Raw genomic sequence first — 18,542 nt, 5'->3', positions numbered from 1 at the left:
CAACATATAGTTATACGGAGTTTTTATGCCACATATCGACGTCGCGTCGTCCATCAACGAATATCTCGAACAAGTGGATTGGCGGGTCAATGCCAACGCCAACCAGGGATACTCGCTAGGTGGCCTGATCCTGAACGTCTCCGGCAAGGTCATTGCCAATTACTGGCTCAGTCATGTGTACCCCCCCGCCGTGGGCCAGGCGCATCGCGATGCCGACCTGCATGTGCATGACCTGGACATGCTGTCAGGCTATTGCGCAGGATGGTCGTTGCGCACACTGTTAAATGAAGGCCTCAATGGCGTGCCCGGCAAGGTCGAGTCCGGCCCGCCCAAGCATATGTCCAGCGCGGTCGGACAAATCGTTAACTTCCTGGGAACGCTGCAAAACGAATGGGCGGGCGCGCAAGCCTTCAGCTCCTTCGATACCTACATGGCGCCCTTCATTCGCCAGGACCAGCTCAGTTACGCCGAGGTCAAGCAGTACATGCAGGAACTGATTTTCAATCTGAATGTGCCCTCGCGCTGGGGCACACAGACACCTTTTACCAACCTCACCTTCGATTGGGTATGCCCTGAAGACCTGCGCCAGCAGGTACCCTGCATTGGCGGTAAAGAAGTCGACTACACCTACGGCGAGTTGCAGGCCGAGATGGATATGATCAACCGCGCTTACATTGAAGTCATGATGGCGGGTGACGCCAAGGGCCGTGTCTTCACATTCCCCATCCCCACTTACAACATCACCGACGACTTCGATTGGCACAGCCCCAATGCCGAGCTCCTGTTCCAGATGACAGCCAAGTACGGCCTGCCCTACTTCCAGAATTTCATTAATTCAGAACTGAAACCCAACATGATCCGGTCCATGTGCTGCCGCCTGCAGCTGGACCTGCGTGAACTCCTCAAGCGCGGCAACGGCTTGTTCGGCTCGGCGGAACAAACCGGTTCACTGGGCGTGGTGACCATCAATTGCGCCCGGCTGGGCTACCTGCATGCGGGCGACGAAAGCGCCCTGTTCCAGCGCCTGGACGAGCTGCTGGAGCTGGGCAAGATCAGCCTTGAGATCAAGCGGCAAGTCATACAGCGGTATATGGATAACGGCTTGTTCCCTTATACCAAGCGATACCTTGGCACGCTGCGCAACCACTTTTCCACCCTGGGCGTGAATGGCGTGAACGAAATGATCCGCAATTTCAGCCATGGCCAGCACGACATCACCACTGTGTCGGGCTACGAGCTGGCCGTGAGGCTTCTTGATCACGTCCGGGCACGCATGGTGGCCTTCCAGGAAGAGACTGGCCATATGTACAACCTTGAGGCAACGCCCGCTGAAGGAACGACCTACCGCTTTGCCAAGGAAGACCGAAAGCGCTATCCGGACATCCTGCAAGCCGGAACCGCGCACATGCCTTACTACACCAACTCCTCACAGCTGCCGGTCGGCTACACCGACGACCCCTTCGAGGCGCTGGAGCGCCAGGACGACCTGCAGCGCAAGTATACCGGCGGCACCGTGCTGCACTTGTACATGAACGAGCCACTGTCCTCGGCCGATGCATGCCGCAAACTGGTACAGCGCGCATTAGGTCGTTTCAAGCTGCCCTATATCACCGTCACGCCCACCTTTTCCATCTGTCCGGTCCACGGCTATCTGGGCGGAAGCCATCACTTCTGCCCCAAGTGCGACGATGAACTGATCGCGCGCAAAGCCATTACTGAACGACCCAGCGCCGTGGCCGCGTAATCGTTTTTTTTCAACCAAGGAGAAACCCACCATGAAATCCACCCAAACACCTACTTTCCCCGCGCCAACTCACATAGCGTTATCCGACGACGAACGCCAGGCTTGCGAAATCTGGACCCGCGTCATGGGCTATCACCGCCCCATGTCATCATTCAATATCGGAAAGAAAGGCGAATTCCACGAACGCAAGTACTTCACTGAAGAGGTCCAGCTTGTCGCCTGAGGTCGTGCATCACAGGCGTACCCTGAAGGTGGGCGGCGTAACGCCGTTCACGGCCACCGATTATCCCGGCCAGTTGGCAGCAGCGGTATTCGTACAGGGGTGTCCGTGGCGCTGCGGCTATTGCCACAATCCGCATTTGCAAACACGCACTGCCGGCAGCCCCATTGCCTGGTCCAACGTAATCGGATTGCTCAAACGCCGGGTCGGCCTTATTGACGCGGTGGTATTTAGTGGCGGCGAGCCGTCCATGGATCCTTTACTGGGCGATGCTATCGCACAAGTGCAGGCGCTGGGCTACAAAGTCGGCATGCACAGTGGGGGCACGCATCCAGTGCGCCTGAAAAGCGTGCTTCCTTCCCTGGACTGGATAGGCTTGGATATAAAAGCCGAGTTTGCCGATTACTCCACCGTCACGCGCGTGGCAAACAGCGGACTTCAAGCAAGGGCAAGCCTGGAGGCAGTGCTGGCCAGTGGCGTTGCATATGAATGCCGTACGACCGCGCATCCGGCTTTGCTGCCGGAGCCTGTATTGCTGCGGTTGGCGCGTACCCTGGCCGATATGCGCGTCACGAACTACGCCCTACAGGTGTTTCGCACACAAGGCTGCAGCGACGTCGCCTTGAACACCAGCATGTCAAACACCTACCCCAGCGTTGGCGTCATTGAACAGATTGCCGGATTGTTCCCGAGCTTTCAGCTGCGCCGCAGTTAACCCGCTCACGCCGCGCCATTCAACCAGCATGGGGGAATGGCGCGGCTCTTTTTCCGACAGGTGGCGCGTTAAACAGAGCTGCGCGACGACGCTGACTAGCCGGCCTTGCGCCCAAACAACCTGGCTGGCAGTAAATTGCTTGGCGAAAACACTGACAGGTCTATGGAGTCGAGCGTGTTCTTTACCAGCAAGCCAAGCTCGGTATCGCCCTCCATGATAAGCCGCCGGCTGAAAAACAAGGTGTCCGGATCTTCCTTGCGTTGCACCAGCAAGAGGAAATCATGGACGCTGGCGCTGATGGCCAGGTCAGTCGCGCCAGTATGACGGGCAGCCGAAAATGAACCATCGCGCCAGATGAAGTCGAACCCCACGCCGGCATCCTTTGCCTGGATACGCAGCTTCTTGCCATCGAGCAGGCGCAAAGTGTCCGGAGGCAGATGGCGCGCCAGCGCCAGGTTAAGCCCTGCTACAAAAAGGACGGAGCCCGGGTAAGGCGGCAACTTCGACAGCACCTTTTGCAACGGGGCTGGAAACGAGTAGGCAGAGGGGCTCATTGATAATTCCTTATGAAGACCCATGGCTCAAGCGACATAGGACACAACCGTAAAATAGTGGCATACGCTGCCGCCCAGCACGAACAAATGCCATACGCCATGACCGTGGCGCCACTTTTCGTCGAAGACATAGAAAACAATACCGATGGTGTAGACCAGGCCGCCGGCGGCCAGCCACAAAAAACCTTCCCACGAGAGCGCCTGCACCAATGGGACTGCGGCAACGACCGCCAGCCAGCCCATGAGTACGTAGATGACCAACGAAAGAATGCGGTGTCCTTTGGCCAGCCAGATTTCCTGGACGATGCCAAACACGGCCAAGCCCCAGACGGCGCCAAACAGCGACCAGCCCCAGGCGCCGCGCAAACTGACCAGCGCAAAAGGGGTATAACTGCCCGCAATAAGCAAGTAGATAGCGCAGTGGTCGAATTTGCACCAGATCTTCTTTGCCCGGCCCCGCAGGCTGTGATAAAGCGTGGACGCCAGGTATAGGCAAATCAGCATGGCGCCGTAGACACTAAAGCTTACGATCTTCCAGGGGTCGCCCGCCCGCGCGGCAAGGACAATGAGCGCCACCGCGCCGACCGTCGCCAGCGCCGCGCCTGCCAAATGACTGATGCTGTTGAATTTTTCGCCGTAATACATGACTTATTACCTTGCTTTCAAGCCACCAATAATTCCAGGCCGGGCTTGCCGTGCCAGTAGCCATTACAGGGGGCGGCCGGCATTAGGGGCAGGAGACGATCGTAAGCCTGGGCTATGGTTTGCGTCCCGTGGATTACGCTGTGAAACATGTCCACGACATTGGCGGTGTGTTCAGCTTGCGGACTTAGCCGCAGGATATCCACGCCCATATCGCCCATGGTAGCTATTTCATGCAGCAAGGTATAGACCAGGGCCGATTGCGTTTGCGTGCCGTTGAGCACCAGGAACGGCTGCCCTTCGCGTGTTTCAAGCAGTAGCCCATTGGGGTGGTCCATGCACACGTACTGACAGTTGTCCTTGGGTATATTGCGGTTGCGCGCCGTAAAACAGCGCGCGGAAAATGCCAACGGCATACGCCCGTAGGCGAAAATTTCCGTCTCCATGCCGGACGGGCGATCGTGTTGCATTTGCGCCAGGCCTTCCCGGCCCATCTCCAGGGGCATCACCCAGCGACGCGCGCCCAGGCCTGCAAGGAGGTTCAGGGTGGGCCCGCTGTAGACATTCAAGTAAGGCCCGGCAATGAACGGCTTGCCTTCAAGGCAATGCACGGCTCCCATATCGTTGGCCTCGACGGCGTAGCGGCCGTTCTCTGTGATTTTCCGCAGCGTGGCCAGGTCGTTGCCGGACTCCAGCAGCACCTGCGTGGACAGAACGACTTCTTTTCCGGCATCGGCAAGCATGCCGGCGACATCCAGCCAATCGGGCAGACGCAATTCGTGGCGGCGGGAACAAACCGTTTCACCCAAGTAGACAATATCGACCGGCGTATCAATCATGGATTCGTAGAATTGCATGACGGTCGAGCGCGACCAATAATATTGCACGGGTCCCAAAGCGATTTTCACAGTCCTGCCTCCTGCATGTTGACGCTTGTTCCTTGTGAGCGACTTATAACCATATGGGTTTTCATTTCCATGGGCGGTGATAGGCACCGAGCGTATGCTGCTGGCCTTCGGCGACCTTGTTGAGTTCTGCCATCCAGGAAGGTTTCACCGAGTAGCGTTGTTGGCTGGCCAGGCACTGATCGATGGCATCGCGCCACACCCGCGTAACCTGGGCCACATAGGCCGGGCTGCGCTGCCGTCCTTCAATCTTTATGGCTCGCACGCCCATTTTCATCAGCTTGGGAAGGAGTTCGAGTGTATTCAGGCTGGTGGGCTCTTCGAGCGCGTAGTAGTTTTCATCGGCGACGTCGAAACGGCCTTTGCACAAGGTGGGATAGCCCGCATTTTCTCCGTCGGCATAGCGGTCGATAAGCACGCCGTTCAAGCGCGATTCCAGGCCTTGCGGCGTTTGTTGCCAGCGTACCGACTTGGCCGGGGAACAGACCCCGTGGGTGTTGGGCGACTCGCCCGTCGCGTAGGAAGACAGGGCGCACCGCCCTTCCACCATGACGCACAGGCTGCCAAAGCCGAACACTTCGATTTCGACCGGAGTTTTTTCAGTGACCTGCTCGACCTGGGTCAGCGACAGCACCCGAGGCAACACCGCGCGAACCACCCCAAAATGCTCGCGGTAGAAATTGATGGCTTCGTAGTTCGTGGCCGAACCCTGTACGGACAGATGCAGGCGCAGCTGAGGGTGATGCTGGCTTGCGTACTGCATGAGGCCCGGGTCAGCGACGATCATTGCGTCGATCCCCGAATCGGCGGCACGATCGACTGCGGTCCGCCACAACGCCCAACCAGAAGGCTGAGGATAGGTGTTCAGTGCCACGAAGACCTTGCGCCGGTGCGCATGGGCATAACGTATGCCCTCGTTGATGGCGGCCTCATCGAAATTCAGTCCGGCAAAATTGCGCGCATTGGTGACGTCGCGAAAGCCAAGATACACGCAATCCGCGCCGTTATCGATGGCCGACTTAAGAGCGGGCAAGCTGCCGGCGGGACAGACCAGTTCCATGGGCGCCGCGGAGGACGTTGCGTGATCGGGCTGGGTAGAAAGCGTTAGCGTCATGGTGTCGCCTTGATACATGTAAAGCTATTCAAGATGTTGGGCACAACAGTGCCCGTCCCGAAGGAACGTCGCCGACGGATCTTTCCGGTGGCGTTCTTTGGGATACTGTTTACGGAGTACGGAAGTAAAGCGGAATCAGGCCGGGACGAGCGCCTGGTCGGACCTTACCGTGGGAGACGCGACTGCGGCCAATGCCGGCCTGATGCCGGTCAGCAGGTATTCGATCAGTTCGCGTACTGACCGTATGGAATTGCCGAAGGGAAGCTTTTCGGAACCGCGAAAGAACAGGCCGCGCCGGATATCGCCTGCCAAAGCAAAGGCAAGTTGGGTATCGATGCAGAATTGCCCGTGTTTGCTGATTCCGTCGCGCAAGCCACATTGGGCGAGGCAATCGAAGCCGACAGTGCAGGCCTTAGGCTTGGCCATGCGCTGCAGTTTTTCTTCTTTTTCGAGATAGTTGGCCAGCCAGGGCGTGCGTACCGCACGTGCCGGCAAACCCGCCACGCTCATGAAGGTGACAATATCTTCGGGACGGGCCTCGACCAGCACTTTCTTGAAATTGGGATGCGCATCGCCTTCTTCGGTTACCGCGAACGGTGTGCCCAACTGTACGGCATTGGCCCCCATGCCCATGAGCTTTACAACTTGTTCGTGGCTATGTATGCCACCGCCGGTGATGAGCGGAATGTTCTCGCGTTCCAGGCCCAGGTCCTTGAGCAACTGCAGCGTGCCCTCGAGCACAACGGGAAAAGCAAAGTTGGGATTGTTGACCGCGTCGGCGCTGGGTGCGCCCAGGTGACCGGCGGCGTAGCGGGGATTCTCGATGACGATGGCGTCGGGAAGGCGGTTCTTGCGCATCCATTTCTTGAGGATGACACCGATGCCCCGAACGTCGGACAGAATGGGCACCAGGGCCACTTTGGGAAAGTTGGTGGTGAGTTCAGGAAGGTCTAGCGGAAGACCTGCACCCACCACGACGGCATCGGCATTGCTTTCGCATGCCTGACGAACGTAGGCGGCATATTCGGCCACGGCTTTCATGATGTTGACTGCCACTACGCCGTTGCCGCGGGACATTTTCTTGGCCGCGTTGACTTCGCGGTCGAGAGCGACTAGATTGGCTGAGTCGATAAGGGCCTTATCGCGTGAACGACCCGTCTGGACCATGAGGTCGGGATGATGGCGGCGCAAGTCGACGCTGGAAATGGTACCGAAGGCACCCAGCGAGGCTACCGTTCCTGCCAATCGATGGGCGGATACACCCACACCCATTCCGCCCTGCACGATGGGTAACAGGGACTTGCCTTTCAGCTTGAGTAGTTCTAGAGCGGAGTGCAGCACGATAAGAGTCCTTCGTAAAATAGAGGCGTGAAAGCGCAGTAGCCACTATGCAGGCGAACGGCATCGTATTCCTTAATAAATATCAAGGTTAGGTCGTTTACGTAGATGTAAAAATGCTCTGTTTCAATATAGCGACGAGCAGCAACCTGAGCAGCGAAGCCCATGACTACCCCGCAATCCGAAAACGAAATCCTGCTCGATACACGCGGTCTTCCGCCTCCCGAACCCCTGGAATTAGTGCTGGAAGCACTTGGCGACCTTCAACCCCATCAATGCCTGCGCATGCTGGTCGACCGCGAGCCCCGGCCCCTGTACGCCATCCTCGACGACAACAACTTCCAGTACGAAACCACTACCTCTCCCGACTACCGCTACGAACTGCTGATCTGGCATAAACGCTGATGCGCCGCGCCCTGGCTTTCGACAATTCCCCGAGGCTTTCAGTACCTCTGCGCTTTTTCCTGACGGTACCCGTGTTCGCCCTGCTGGCAAGCATATTGTTGCTGGTGGCCGGTCCGCAGGCATTTGCATCGCGCTGGACGCCCTACACGTTGGCGCTGACCCATCTGTTCACGCTGGGCGTGCTGGCCAGCGCCATGGCCGGTGCGTTCATGCAGATCCTCCCTGTTGCAAGCGGCGTAAACGTCCTGGCCCCGCGCCTTACCTCGACCGTGGTGCACGCCATGCTTACGCTGGGCACGCTCTTGCTTGCAGCCGCTTTTCTGCTTGGATACCCGTTGCTTTTCAGTTTGGCCTTGGCGGCGCTGCTGCTGGCCTTCGCCTGGCTATTGGTGGCGTGCGCCGGGGGCTTATGGCTCCATCGGACCCTCGCGGCGAAAGGCGCCGAAGACGTGCTGCTGGCAAGCCGGCTCGCCCTTGCCGCACTATTCATTACGGTCGCACTCGGCGGCACGCTAGCCGCCGCCTTCGCGTGGCCCGGCCTGCCGGTGCAGCTGGTGCTGCTGACCAATATTCATGCCGCCTGGGGCTTGCTGGGCTGGGTGGGCCTGCTGGTCGCCGGCATGGCTTACCAGGTCGTACCCATATTCCAGGTAACCGAGCTCTATCCACGTCCAATTACGCGCTGGATGGCGCCCTCGATCTTTATCCTGCTGGCCGCCTGGACAGCCGGCCTGGCACTCGGCCTTTCGCATGCCGGAGGTATGGCTGCCACGCTCATTCTGCTTGGCTATGCGATATTTGCAGGCGCGACGCTTTACCTGCTTTATACGCGCAAGCGACCCAAGCCGGATGCCACGACCTTGTTCTGGCGCACGGCCATGTTAAGCCTGTCGGGATGTGCGCTGCTATGGCCTGTACAGCACGTCACAGGCACCGACTACTCAATTGCGCTCGGTATGCTGTTTATTGTGGGCTTTGCCTGGTCCGCCATCAACGGGATGCTCTACAAGATTTTCCCCTTCCTGCTCTGGTACCACGCGCAGAACAAGCTGCCGGTTGCACTGCGGGTGGTACCCAAGGTCAAAGACATCATTCCCAACCATGTCGCAACACGACAGTTCTACGCGCATGCTTGCGCCGTGCCTTTGCTGATCGCAGCGGCAGTCTGGCCGTACCCATTCACCCGCCCCGCTGCCCTGGCCATGGCAATATCGGTGTGCTGGCTGGGGTGGAACATAGCTGGCGCAATCCGCCTGTTCCTGAACGCGAAGAAGAAAATCGCCATAGGCCTTGAGGAGCATGCCGCGCAGCAAGCGCAAACGGCGGCAACACGGGCACCCGGGTAGAGAGCCGGTGAAAATCCGCCCCCATCCGCTAACTTTGATAAGCGCTTAGCTTGTCCGAATCGAGTATCGTGATTTCACGGCCTTTCACCTTGATCAGGCCGTTTGCGTTCAGGTCGTGGAGAATGCGTGAGAAATGCTCCGGCGTCAGGTTCAAACGCGACGCGATGACGGTCTTGCTGGTTTCCAGCCTTAACTGCTGACCGTCTTCGCAAGGCTCGCCTTTCAGCAGATAGCCGATCACGCGCTCGGTGCCGGAGCGCAATGAATAAGCCTCGACGTCGCTGATCAATGCGTGCAGCCGCTGGCTCAGGCCGGCCAACATTTTGCGAGCCAGACCGGGACGTCGATCAAGTTCGCCGTACAACACTCCTTTGTCGACATGCAGCAGTAAAGTGTCGGCCAAGGCTTGCGCCGTGACGATATAGGTCTTGTCCATGAACATGAGGGCTTCGCCGAAGCTGTCGCCGGGCCCGATAAGCCGCACCACCTTCTCGCCCCCCATGGGTGAGACAAACATCAGCTTGATCTGTCCATAGACCACGGTATGGAAGCCCACGCAAGGATCGCCGCGGTGGAAAACGATTTCGCCGCGCGCCGCCTGCACCTCTGTCGTGCCTAGCGCGATGTTGTCGAGTTCTTCGGCGCCCAGCTCGTTGAACAATGGCACCCGGGACAGAAAATCCTGGATACGTATCTTGTTTGTACTCATATTGCTAGAATCCCATAACGGTGCTGTGTTTGCCCAGTCACAGCTAAAACCTGAAGCAGAACAACATAGTGATCAAAATCCTGTTCAATATTGCGGGAACAGTGGCGTTGACGCTTGCCGTACTTGGCATATTTCTTCCACTGCTACCCACCACACCTTTCCTGCTTCTAGCATCGGCCTGCTATGTGCGCGGCTCGGAACGTCTACACCGGTGGCTGATGCGTAACAAGTTATTCGGCCCCTACCTCGTCAATCTGCAAAATGGCGCCGGCATCCCGCTGCGCGCGAAAATCGTTGCCATGATTTTCCTTTGGACGTCGCTGGCCATATCGGCCTGGTTCGTCCCGTATGCATGGGTACGCGCCTTCCTGCTGGTCCCGGGCGTGGGCGTGACCATCTACCTGTTACGCGCCAAGACGCTGGTTCGCGCCAATGGGACCGTCGACCAGCGCCCGCACCCTAGATAAGCTTGGAATAGGTAGATACCGTAGGCTGGCCCATGAACTTGTCGAACACCATGCCGATGGCGCGTACAAACAGGCGACCTTTGGGCGTGATGGTAATGCCTTGTTCATTGGTCTGCATAAGGCCGGCTTCTTCGTATTGCTGGAGCCGGGCAAGCTCTGGCGCGAAATATTCGGTGAATTCAATACCATGCCGGGCGTTGATCGCAGCAAAATCCAGGGGCATGCTGCACATCAGGGTCATGATGATCTGACGACGCAGGACGTCGTCGGGCGTCAGGTCGTAACCCTTTTCCGTCGGCAAGCGCCCCTGGTCGAGGTACTGGTAGTAGGCGTTAAGCGTGCGCACCGACTGGCTGTACGAATTGCCGACCTTGCCAATGGCGGAAACCCCCAGTCCGACCAAGTCGCATTCCGCGCGGGTGGTATACCCCTGGAAGTTGCGGTGCAGGCTGCCGTCCAGACGTGCCTTGTTCAATTCGTCGTCGGGCTTGGCGAAGTGATCCAGGCCAATATAGACATAGCCGGCCTCGAGCAATCGACGGGTGGACATCAGGAAAATCTGCAGACGGTCTTCGGCCGTGGGCAGATCGCTGGCGATAATCAGCCGTTGCGCCTTGAACCGGCTGGGCAAGTGTGCGTAGTTATATAAGGCGATGCGATCTGGAGAAAGACGGATCACCTGGTCCAGCGTGCGATTGAAACTGGCCAGCGACTGCTTGGGCAGGCCATAGATAAGGTCTACATTCACCGACTGGAAGCCGGCGCTGCGGCTGGCGACAAGCGCTTTCTCGACCATTTCAAGCGGCTGTATGCGGTTTACGGCCGCCTGGACCGCGGGATCGAAATCCTGCACTCCAAAGCTCGTACGGTTGAAACCCAGCCCGGCCAACATGGACAAGGTGGCGTCGGTGACCGTGCGCGGGTCGATCTCTACCCCCAGCTCTGCATCGGGCGCCATATCGAAATGCCCGCGCAATGATTCCATCAGCTGGGTAAGTTCGGCTGCGCTGAGGAATGTAGGCGTCCCGCCGCCAAGATGCAGTTGCACGGTTTTTCGGTCGGGGCCAAGATGCTGGGCCGTCAGGGCGATTTCCTTGTCCAGATAGCGCAGGTATTCGGCGGCACGGCTGTGATCCTGGGTAATGATCTTGTTGCAGCCACAGAAATAACAGAGCGACTCACAGAAAGGCAGGTGCACGTAGACGGATAACGGCGGATTGCCGGCGGCTGTCGCACGCTCGGCCAGGTAGCGGGTGTAAGCGGGTTCGGTGAAATCGGCCTTGAAACGGTCAGCCGTGGGATAGGACGTATAGCGCGGACCGGAACTATCGAAACGGCGTATCAGTGCTTCTGAAATTTCAATGTCGGGAAAGGCGACAGTACCCGAGCTTTCAGGCATGGTATCAACGTTATTGGTGGCACTCATTACTTACTCCGTTTATGGCTGCGACGCCGTTGGAGGCGTCCATGCATGCCAATGAATATGCGGCTTGCATCACTCTGACATTGTCATGACATAGATCAAAACCGTTCTTGATCTACGTCAAGCGGGAGAGCAAACCCCGAATTAAGCCAGTAAAACAGAAAAACCGGCCAGCTGTCGCAGAGCTGAAAGCAACATATCGTATTATTAGGGCTTAGTTTCATTCAAGCTTCCTGCCCTGATGCTCTTAGCACTTATTCTCGCACTGCCTTTTGCAGGCAGCATTATCGCTGCGCTGCTACCTGCGAACGCCCGAAACCTGGAGGCCTGGCTGGCCGGATCCGTCGCTATTGTCAGCGCAATACTCGTGATCTGGCAACTGCCCGACGTCGTTGATGGCAATGTAGTCAAGACCACCGTTCCCTGGATACCGAGCCTGGGCGTAGACCTGACCCTGCGCATGGATGGCTATGCATGGCTGTTTGCGACGATCATTACCACCATGGGTGCATTGATTGTGCTGTACGCCCGCTATTATCTTTCGCCTCAAGATCCGGTACCCCGGTTTTTTGCATTCTTCCAGGCCTTCATGGGATCGATGCTTGGCGTGGTGCTGTCGGGCAACCTGATCCAGCTTGTTGTCTTCTGGGAACTGACCAGTCTTTCGTCCTTCATGCTGATTGCGTATTGGCATCACAGGCTCGATGCGCGCCGCGGGGCACGCATGTCGCTGGTCATTACCGGTGCCGGGGGCTTGTGCCTGTTGGGCGGCATGCTGATGCTGGGCCATGTGGTGGGCAGCTATGACCTCGACGTCGTGCTGGCCTCTGGCGACCTGATCCGCAACCACCCCTGGTACACCATCATGCTGGTGCTGGTGGCGCTGGGCGCGTTGACCAAAAGTGCACAATTCCCCTTCCACGTCTGGCTCCCCAATGCAATGGCGGCGCCCACTCCAGTGTCGGCATACCTGCACTCGGCCACCATGGTCAAGGCAGGCGTCTTCCTGCTGGCGCGTTTCTGGCCCGTCCTGGCGGGTACGCCGGAATGGGCCTGGATCATAGGCGGAGCGGGATTGTGTTCGTTGATGCTGGGTGCTTATGCGGCCACCTTCCAGCTGGACATGAAAGGAGTGCTGGCCTACTCCACCATCAGTCACTTGGGCCTGATCACGCTGCTGCTCGGCATGAACAGCGACCTCGCCCTGGTGGCGGCGGTATTTCACATGATCAACCATGCGACGTTCAAGGCCTCGCTGTTCATGGCGGCAGGCGTGGTCGATCACGAAACAGGAACCCGCGACCTCACCCGCCTGTCCGGCCTGTATCGAAGCATGCCGATTACCGCCACACTGGCCATCGTAGCGGCGGCCTCCATGGCAGGCGTTCCTTTGCTTAATGGTTTCATCTCCAAGGAAATGTTCTTTGCCGAAACCATATTCGCGAGCGGCGATTGGTTCACCAGCTATGGCCTGCCCATCGCGGCAGTCGTGGCCGGCGCCTTCAGCGTAGCCTATTCACTTCGATTCATTATGCAGGTCTTCTTTGGCCCGGAGCCACACGATCTGCCTCGCGCCCCCCACGAGCCCCAGCTGCTGATGCTCATTCCCAGCGGCATTCTGGTGCTGATTTGCCTCGTTGTGGGCATCATGCCCAGCGTTACGCTCGGTCCGTTTCTGCACAGCGCAACCGTCGCCATCCTGGGCGCCGATACACCCCAGTACGATCTTCGCGTCTGGCATGGCTTCAATCTGCCGCTGGCCATGAGCTTCCTGGCATTGGGCGGGGGCATCGGACTGCTATGGCTGCTGCGCAGCCGCCACCGTAACCGGCCTGGAAAGACCCCACTCATATACCGGTTCGACGGCCGGCATACATTCGAATCCATGCTGGAAGGCCTGGACATATTGGCCTCCTTCCTGCTTGACTGGGCACGCTCGCCGCGACTGCAGCCGCAACTACTGCTTATCGTGGTAGCTACCTTTGTGGTTGCCATGTTGCCGCTGCTGGGAGGCTCCTGGTTTCAGCCCGAGTTCACGACGCCGATCAACCCGTACTTCGTACTGATGTGGGTGGCCGGCGGCGCCTGTGCCATAGGGGCCGCAAACCAGGCGAAATACCATCGCGCGGCGTCGCTGCTTATGGCCGGCGGCGCCGGTCTTGCCACCGCACTGACCTTTGCCTGGCTGTCGGCACCCGATCTGGCGCTTACACAACTTGCTGTTGAAGTCGTCACCACCGTGCTGATTTTGCTTGGTTTAAGGTGGTTGCCGCCGCGCGTCATGACGGAAGACGAACCTCCCGTCCAGAGCGTGGTGCGCGCATTTATACGCCGATTCCGCGACTTGATCATTGCCATTGTGACCGGCGCCGGACTCTCGGCCATCGCCTATGCTGTCCTGACACGCACCCATCCCGAGGGAATCTCGTCGTTCTTTGTCGAGCAATCCGTGCCTATGGGCGGCGGCGCCAATGTCGTCAATGTAATCCTGGTGGACTTCCGCGGCTTCGACACCTTCGGCGAAATCACCGTGCTGGCCATCGTGGCACTGACCGTCTATGCCTTGCTGCGGCGCTTCCGTCCGCCACCAGAGAGCATGAGTTTGCCCAACGCACGCACACTACTGCCCAGTAACGGCAAATTACTGGATCACTTTGGCGAGCCCGACCCCAAGGCCCTGATCCCGGAAGGCGTCATGAAGCTGCCGGCCGTGTTGGTGCGCTTGTTGCTGCCCATCGCCACCCTGATCTCGCTTTATTTCCTGCTTCGCGGCCACAACTTGCCGGGCGGCGGTTTCGTGGGCGGGCTCATCATGGCCACGGCTATCATCCTGCAGTACATGGTGGGCGGGGTTATCTGGGTCGAGGCACGCCAGAGCCTGCACCCGCAAAACCTGATTGCCATCGGCCTCTTATCGGCAGGAACCGCGGCAATGGGGGTATGGTGGGCGTCCAAGCCTTTCCTCTCCGCCGTGAGTTTGGATATATCGCTACCGGTCATCGGCCATGTGCATCTATCCACCGTGCTGTTATTCGACCTGGGCGTTTATTTGCTGGTGGTCGGGGCGACGGTGCTGATACTGGTCGCCCTGGCCCACCAATCTCTAAGGCTCCATCGCAAATATTCACAGGGCGCTGTCCCGTCTGTATCGCCAGAACAAGGAGCCCATTAATGGAAGCTGTACTTTCAATTGCCATTGGGGTGCTTGCCGGATCCGGCATCTGGCTGCTGCTGCGTCCCCGAACGTTCCAGGTCATCATGGGCCTGACCCTGATCTCATATGCGGTCAATCTGTTCATTTTCGCCATGGGCCGCGTTACGCTGGGCGCCCCGCCCGTCATCAACCCGGAATGGGGCGCGGACGCCGCCCACTATGCCGATCCACTACCGCAGGTATTAGTGCTTACCGCCATCGTCATCGCCTTTGCGACAACGGCATTGTTCCTCGTTGTGATGTTGGCTTCGCGCGGCCTGTCTGACACTGACCATGTCGATGGACGGGAGACCAGGTCGTGAATCAGTGGTTTCAGCATTTCCCTATTCTTCCGGTCGCGATCCCCTTGCTGGCCGGTGCGTCCATGCTCATGCTGCGCGATTCGCGGCGGCGCACGCGCCTGACCTTCGGCTTCATCTCCATCGTCGCACAGTTGGCCGTTGCGATTGTCCTTCTCTGTCTGGCGGCGGGATACATTCCCAACAACTGGCCCAATGGCGTGGGCGTCTACCTGCTGGGCGACTGGCCTGCGCCATTCGGTATCGTGGCGGTCGTCGATCGCTTGTCCACCATTATGTTGCTGTTGACGGCCATACTGGGCTGCGCGGCATGGATTTACTCGACGGCACGCTGGGACCGGGCCGGGGTGCACTACCACCCCCTGTTCCAATTCCTTTTAATGGGACTCAACGGCGCTTTCCTTACCGGCGATCTATTCAACCTTTTCGTGTTCTTCGAAGTCCTGCTGGCCGCCTCCTACGGACTCACGCTACATGGATCGGGCAAGGCGCGCGTAGCTGCCGGGTTGCATTACATTGTGGTAAACCTGCTGGCCTCCTTCCTGCTGCTTATTGCCATGGCACTTATCTATGGCGTGACCGGAACCCTGAACATGGCCGACCTGGCGGCACGCGCCGGCGAGCTGAGTGGCCCCGATCGTGTGTTGTTCGAGGCGGGTGCCGCCGTTCTTGGCATAGCCTTCCTGATAAAGGCCGCCGCCTGGCCTCTGAACTTTTGGCTTCCGGCCACCTATGCCAATGCCTGTCCGCCGGTCGCCGGGCTTTTCGTGATCATGACGAAAGTGGGCATTTACGCGCTGCTGCGTATCGGTTCGCTGCTGGTGCCGACCGGCGCACCGGCGGCGTTCGGCGGCGAATGGATGTTTCCACTCGGCATGTTGACCCTGGGATTTGGCGCGATCGGACTCCTGGCCGCTCCCCAGGTTGAACGACAGGCAGGCTATTGCGTGATCCTTTCGTCCGGAACGCTACTGGCGGCCCTGGGCATGCCAGGCGTGACGCTTACCGGCCCCGCCCTGTTTTACCTGATCAGCTCGGTTCTGGCGTTGGGTGCCTTTTTCATGCTGCTGGAAATGATCGAACGAACCCAGTCCTTTGGCGCCGATCTGCTGGCGGTAAGCCTTGAAGCGTTCGACCTTGAAGATCCGGAGCCTGCCGACCGTTCCGACGATGTGGTGGGTATTGCCATTCCGGCCGCCCTGGCATTCCTGGGCATGGCCTTTATTGCATGTGCCTTGCTTATCATAGGATTGCCGCCCCTATCGGGTTTTGTGGCCAAGTTCTCTTTATTGTCCGCCGCCCTGCAAACCTCTGCCACCGACACGCCTTCCCCTGCGGCATGGATGCTGGTGGCCGGTGTGCTGATATCGGGACTGGCGGGTATTATTGCGCTTAGCCGTACGGGTATGCGCCTGTTCTGGAGCGCCGAAGACTCCGTCACGCCGCGCCTGCGTGTAAGCGAAGCGGGCCCGGTCGGTGTTCTTATACTCGCCTGCGTTGCCTTGGCTTTCTGGGCCGGTCCGGTCATGAGCTACATGGAAGAAACGGCCAACTATCTTGACCAGCCCTCCGCATACATCAATGCCGTGCTCACGCAGAATCCCATGCGGGGCATCGCACCGGGAGCGCTCCCATGAAGCGATACCTGAATCAACTGGTCTTGCCCCTGGTGCTCCTGGCCCTGTGGCTGTTTCTCAACGATTCCCTATCGCCCGGCCAGATTGCACTCGGCGCCGCGTTGGCGCTATTGCTGGCATGGGCTGCAAAGCGACTGCGTCCCATGCAGGCCTATCCGAAAAAACCACTGACCGCCGCCAGGCTGATAGGCCATGTCGTGAAGGACATCGTGCGATCCAACATCGCCGTCGCCCTCATCATCTGCAAGGGCAATAAGGTCGACGACTTCTCGGGATTCCTGAAGATTCCGCTGCGCATGCGCGATCCTCATGGGCTGGCTGCGCTGGCCTGCATCGTGACCTACACCCCAGGGACGGTATGGTCCGACTATTCTGAACAAGACGGCATCCTGACTCTGCATGTGCTTGATCTCAAGGACGAAGACCACTGGCGCCACATTATTCAGGATCGTTATGAAAGTCCCTTGATGGAGATATTTGAATGAGCAATCTTATCTATTGGGCCGCGGACTTCGCGCTGGGGTGCTTCGTGCTGTCCCTGGGATGCGCCACCCTGCGTCTATTGCGCGGCCCCACCGCCTCTGACCGGGTACTGGCTTTAGATACCATGTATATCAATGGCATGCTGACCCTGCTTGTCCTTGGCCTGCAGTTCAATTCCAGCTCCTATTTCGATATTGCCCTGCTGATCAGTATCTTTGGCTTTGTCAGTACAGTGGCCATGGCGAAGTTCCTGCTGCGCGGGGAGGTCATCGAGCCATGATGGATACCTTGCCCATTTGGATCGCCATTCCGGCGTCACTATTCCTTGTCATCAGCGGTCTGCTTACACTGATAGGTTCGGTGGGGCTGTTGCGCCTGAAGCAGTTTTACTGCCGCATCCACGCCCCGACGCTGGGCAATACGCTAGGCGTCTTCGGCATGGTAATGGCCTCGATCCTGGTGAGCTCAACGCTTGAAGAGCGCGTTGTCGTGCACCAAATACTGCTTACCGTTTTCCTGGTTATTACCGCTCCCGTCTCCACCATGCTTCTTATGCGCGCCGCCATCCGGCGAAAGCTCCGCGTGGAGCAGAAAGGAAACGATGGCGAGTGACACGCGAACGTTTTGCGCTAGTGCTGCAGGTACGCCGCTTGCTGTAACACGTTGTCGTCGTCCGCATGGCGTCTGTTTTGGTATGCGCCGACAGGTAGGTCGATATACTGTCCGCATTGGCAGTTCCCCCGCGATTCGACATTTAACAAAGGAGTACATCCACGATGCATACTCGATCAACAATATTGTCTTCCCGCATGTTGGCGGCATATGCCCTGGGGGCATGCCTGGCCGCCCCATTGGCAATGGCCGCAAGTTCCGTCGCAACCATGAGTGCCGCCGACATCGAAGCGCGGTACAAGACAGATGTTGCACGTTGCAATGCAGGCCAAACCAATCAGGATAAGCCCACTTGCATACGGGAAGCCGGCGCGGCGCGCGAAGAGGCCAACCGTAATCGTTTGAACAATGGCAACCCGCAAGCCTATGACACAAACGAGAAGGCCAGGTGCGATGCCCTGCCTATGGACCAACGCGACGAATGCATGTTGCAAATGTCCGGCGTCGGCACCACTACCCAGGGCAGCGTCGGCGGTGGCGGCGTCCTGCGTGAAACCACCATCACTACCACTGAAACGCCCGCGCCGGCGCCTGGAACAGTTCCTGGAATGGCACCGGCGCCCGGGCTCACTCCCAATCCGCCTGCCGTCGTACCCGCACCTTCACTGACGCCCGTTCCACCCGGCACGGTTCCCGGCACCGGCCCGAAATAAAG

At 58.6% G+C, this 18,542-nt stretch carries 20 protein-coding genes; 13 read left to right on the top strand and 7 right to left on the bottom strand.

Features of this window, described 5'->3' with window-relative positions:
* Nucleotides 1-25 precede the first annotated feature (25 nt).
* From CR159_RS12050 to CR159_RS12040, 3 genes are read left to right on the top strand one after another with little or no spacing between them, the layout of a single operon-like run.
* Nucleotides 26-1,744 carry a ribonucleoside triphosphate reductase gene (locus CR159_RS12050; RefSeq protein ID WP_102074197.1) on the top strand — a complete coding sequence of 573 codons (1,719 nt, stop codon included), beginning with the start codon at nucleotides 26-28 and terminating at the stop codon, nucleotides 1,742-1,744.
* A gap of 31 nt (nucleotides 1,745-1,775) precedes the next feature.
* A complete protein-coding gene (nrdD, locus tag CR159_RS12045; RefSeq protein WP_102074196.1) occupies nucleotides 1,776-1,967 on the top strand; it encodes an anaerobic ribonucleoside-triphosphate reductase in 192 nt (63 codons plus the stop codon).
* Nucleotides 1,957-2,679 (top strand): anaerobic ribonucleoside-triphosphate reductase activating protein, encoded by a 723-nt coding sequence (locus CR159_RS12040; RefSeq protein ID WP_439650534.1) that lies wholly within the window; start codon nucleotides 1,957-1,959, stop codon nucleotides 2,677-2,679. The genes nrdD and CR159_RS12040 overlap by 11 nt, the downstream gene beginning before the upstream one ends.
* 95 nt (nucleotides 2,680-2,774) lie before the next feature.
* Here the strand turns inward: CR159_RS12040 and ubiT are convergent, their stop codons facing one another.
* From ubiT to CR159_RS12015, 5 genes are all read right to left on the bottom strand, one after another.
* The gene (gene ubiT, locus CR159_RS12035; protein ID WP_102074195.1) at nucleotides 2,775-3,233 is read right to left on the bottom strand and encodes a ubiquinone anaerobic biosynthesis accessory factor UbiT; all 459 of its coding nucleotides are present in this window, start codon (nucleotides 3,231-3,233) and stop codon (nucleotides 2,775-2,777) included.
* Between the two features lie 27 nt (nucleotides 3,234-3,260).
* Nucleotides 3,261-3,878 carry a PAQR family membrane homeostasis protein TrhA gene (gene trhA / locus CR159_RS12030; protein WP_102074194.1) on the bottom strand — a complete coding sequence of 206 codons (618 nt, stop codon included), beginning with the start codon at nucleotides 3,876-3,878 and terminating at the stop codon, nucleotides 3,261-3,263.
* 17 nt (nucleotides 3,879-3,895) lie between these two features.
* Nucleotides 3,896-4,783, bottom strand: coding sequence for a ubiquinone anaerobic biosynthesis protein UbiV (ubiV, locus tag CR159_RS12025; RefSeq protein WP_102074193.1), 888 nt, complete (start codon nucleotides 4,781-4,783; stop codon nucleotides 3,896-3,898).
* A 61-nt stretch (nucleotides 4,784-4,844) separates the two neighbouring features.
* Nucleotides 4,845-5,894, bottom strand: coding sequence for a ubiquinone anaerobic biosynthesis protein UbiU (ubiU, locus tag CR159_RS12020; RefSeq protein ID WP_102074272.1), 1,050 nt, complete (start codon nucleotides 5,892-5,894; stop codon nucleotides 4,845-4,847).
* A gap of 135 nt (nucleotides 5,895-6,029) precedes the next feature.
* Nucleotides 6,030-7,235: an NAD(P)H-dependent flavin oxidoreductase gene (locus CR159_RS12015; protein ID WP_199173306.1), complete on the bottom strand. Its 1,206-nt coding sequence runs from the start codon at nucleotides 7,233-7,235 to the stop codon at nucleotides 6,030-6,032.
* Nucleotides 7,236-7,397: 162 nt separating this feature from the next.
* On the opposite strand from CR159_RS12015, the gene CR159_RS12010 reads away from it, so the two are divergent.
* Complete coding sequence (locus tag CR159_RS12010) at nucleotides 7,398-7,637, top strand: DUF2249 domain-containing protein (RefSeq protein WP_102074191.1); 240 nt, start codon at nucleotides 7,398-7,400, stop codon at nucleotides 7,635-7,637.
* Nucleotides 7,637-8,983 (top strand): hypothetical protein, encoded by a 1,347-nt coding sequence (locus CR159_RS12005; protein WP_102074190.1) that lies wholly within the window; start codon nucleotides 7,637-7,639, stop codon nucleotides 8,981-8,983. The genes CR159_RS12010 and CR159_RS12005 overlap by 1 nt, the downstream gene beginning before the upstream one ends.
* A 28-nt stretch (nucleotides 8,984-9,011) precedes the next feature.
* Here CR159_RS12005 and CR159_RS12000 read toward each other — a convergent pair whose 3' ends face one another.
* Nucleotides 9,012-9,692, bottom strand: coding sequence for a Crp/Fnr family transcriptional regulator (locus CR159_RS12000; RefSeq protein WP_102074189.1), 681 nt, complete (start codon nucleotides 9,690-9,692; stop codon nucleotides 9,012-9,014).
* Nucleotides 9,693-9,760: 68 nt separating this feature from the next.
* Here CR159_RS12000 and CR159_RS11995 point away from each other — a divergent pair, with 68 nt between their 5' ends.
* Nucleotides 9,761-10,159, top strand: coding sequence for a YbaN family protein (locus tag CR159_RS11995; RefSeq protein ID WP_102074188.1), 399 nt, complete (start codon nucleotides 9,761-9,763; stop codon nucleotides 10,157-10,159).
* On the opposite strand, the gene hemN is transcribed toward CR159_RS11995, so the two are convergent.
* Nucleotides 10,152-11,585 (bottom strand): oxygen-independent coproporphyrinogen III oxidase, encoded by a 1,434-nt coding sequence (gene hemN, locus CR159_RS11990; RefSeq protein WP_102074187.1) that lies wholly within the window; start codon nucleotides 11,583-11,585, stop codon nucleotides 10,152-10,154. The two genes, CR159_RS11995 and hemN, sit on opposite strands and share 8 nt — an antisense overlap.
* Nucleotides 11,586-11,823: 238 nt before the next feature.
* Here hemN and CR159_RS11985 point away from each other — a divergent pair, with 238 nt between their 5' ends.
* The 7 genes from CR159_RS11985 to CR159_RS11955 all read left to right on the top strand — a co-directional run bounded on the left by CR159_RS11985 (nucleotide 11,824) and on the right by CR159_RS11955 (nucleotide 18,540).
* A complete protein-coding gene (locus tag CR159_RS11985; protein WP_102074186.1) occupies nucleotides 11,824-14,754 on the top strand; it encodes a monovalent cation/H+ antiporter subunit A in 2,931 nt (976 codons plus the stop codon).
* Nucleotides 14,754-15,098, top strand: a complete 345-nt coding sequence (locus tag CR159_RS11980) for a Na+/H+ antiporter subunit C (protein WP_102074185.1) — start codon at nucleotides 14,754-14,756, stop codon at nucleotides 15,096-15,098. Before CR159_RS11985 ends, CR159_RS11980 begins: the two co-directional genes overlap by 1 nt.
* Nucleotides 15,095-16,732 carry a monovalent cation/H+ antiporter subunit D gene (locus CR159_RS11975; RefSeq protein WP_102074184.1) on the top strand — a complete coding sequence of 546 codons (1,638 nt, stop codon included), beginning with the start codon at nucleotides 15,095-15,097 and terminating at the stop codon, nucleotides 16,730-16,732. Before CR159_RS11980 ends, CR159_RS11975 begins: the two co-directional genes overlap by 4 nt.
* A complete protein-coding gene (locus tag CR159_RS11970) occupies nucleotides 16,729-17,217 on the top strand; it encodes a Na+/H+ antiporter subunit E (RefSeq protein WP_102074183.1) in 489 nt (162 codons plus the stop codon). The genes CR159_RS11975 and CR159_RS11970 overlap by 4 nt, the downstream gene beginning before the upstream one ends.
* A complete protein-coding gene (locus CR159_RS11965) occupies nucleotides 17,214-17,495 on the top strand; it encodes a K+/H+ antiporter subunit F (protein WP_102074182.1) in 282 nt (93 codons plus the stop codon). The genes CR159_RS11970 and CR159_RS11965 overlap by 4 nt, the downstream gene beginning before the upstream one ends.
* Nucleotides 17,492-17,827 carry a monovalent cation/H(+) antiporter subunit G gene (gene mnhG, locus CR159_RS11960; RefSeq protein ID WP_102074181.1) on the top strand — a complete coding sequence of 112 codons (336 nt, stop codon included), beginning with the start codon at nucleotides 17,492-17,494 and terminating at the stop codon, nucleotides 17,825-17,827. The genes CR159_RS11965 and mnhG overlap by 4 nt, the downstream gene beginning before the upstream one ends.
* Before the next feature lie 164 nt (nucleotides 17,828-17,991).
* Nucleotides 17,992-18,540: a hypothetical protein gene (locus CR159_RS11955; RefSeq protein WP_199173305.1), complete on the top strand. Its 549-nt coding sequence runs from the start codon at nucleotides 17,992-17,994 to the stop codon at nucleotides 18,538-18,540.
* Nucleotides 18,541-18,542: the final 2 nt, after the last annotated feature.

It is taken from the genome of Pollutimonas subterranea (assembly GCF_002849655.1).
In the GTDB taxonomy this organism is placed as follows: domain Bacteria; phylum Pseudomonadota; class Gammaproteobacteria; order Burkholderiales; family Burkholderiaceae_B; genus Pollutimonas; species Pollutimonas subterranea.
The sequence above is the reverse complement of the archived record's forward strand: the minus strand, read 5'-3'. Positions and strand labels throughout refer to the sequence as shown.

Bases quoted from the DNA above. Each gene is read 5' to 3' on its own strand.
- CR159_RS12050 (WP_102074197.1), top strand. From the start codon at position 26: ATGCCACATATCGACGTCGCGTCGTCCATCAACGAATATCTCGAACAA.
- nrdD (WP_102074196.1), top strand. From the start codon at position 1,776: ATGAAATCCACCCAAACACCTACTTTCCCCGCGCCAACTCACATAGCG.
- ubiT (WP_102074195.1), bottom strand. From the start codon at position 3,233: ATGAGCCCCTCTGCCTACTCGTTTCCAGCCCCGTTGCAAAAGGTGCTG.
- trhA (WP_102074194.1), bottom strand. From the start codon at position 3,878: ATGTATTACGGCGAAAAATTCAACAGCATCAGTCATTTGGCAGGCGCG.
- ubiU (WP_102074272.1), bottom strand. From the start codon at position 5,894: ATGACGCTAACGCTTTCTACCCAGCCCGATCACGCAACGTCCTCCGCG.
- CR159_RS12010 (WP_102074191.1), top strand. From the start codon at position 7,398: ATGACTACCCCGCAATCCGAAAACGAAATCCTGCTCGATACACGCGGT.
- CR159_RS12005 (WP_102074190.1), top strand. From the start codon at position 7,637: ATGCGCCGCGCCCTGGCTTTCGACAATTCCCCGAGGCTTTCAGTACCT.
- CR159_RS12000 (WP_102074189.1), bottom strand. From the start codon at position 9,692: ATGAGTACAAACAAGATACGTATCCAGGATTTTCTGTCCCGGGTGCCA.
- hemN (WP_102074187.1), bottom strand. From the start codon at position 11,585: ATGAGTGCCACCAATAACGTTGATACCATGCCTGAAAGCTCGGGTACT.
- CR159_RS11985 (WP_102074186.1), top strand. From the start codon at position 11,824: ATGCTCTTAGCACTTATTCTCGCACTGCCTTTTGCAGGCAGCATTATC.
- CR159_RS11980 (WP_102074185.1), top strand. From the start codon at position 14,754: ATGGAAGCTGTACTTTCAATTGCCATTGGGGTGCTTGCCGGATCCGGC.
- CR159_RS11970 (WP_102074183.1), top strand. From the start codon at position 16,729: ATGAAGCGATACCTGAATCAACTGGTCTTGCCCCTGGTGCTCCTGGCC.
- CR159_RS11965 (WP_102074182.1), top strand. From the start codon at position 17,214: ATGAGCAATCTTATCTATTGGGCCGCGGACTTCGCGCTGGGGTGCTTC.
- mnhG (WP_102074181.1), top strand. From the start codon at position 17,492: ATGATGGATACCTTGCCCATTTGGATCGCCATTCCGGCGTCACTATTC.
- CR159_RS11955 (WP_199173305.1), top strand. From the start codon at position 17,992: ATGCATACTCGATCAACAATATTGTCTTCCCGCATGTTGGCGGCATAT.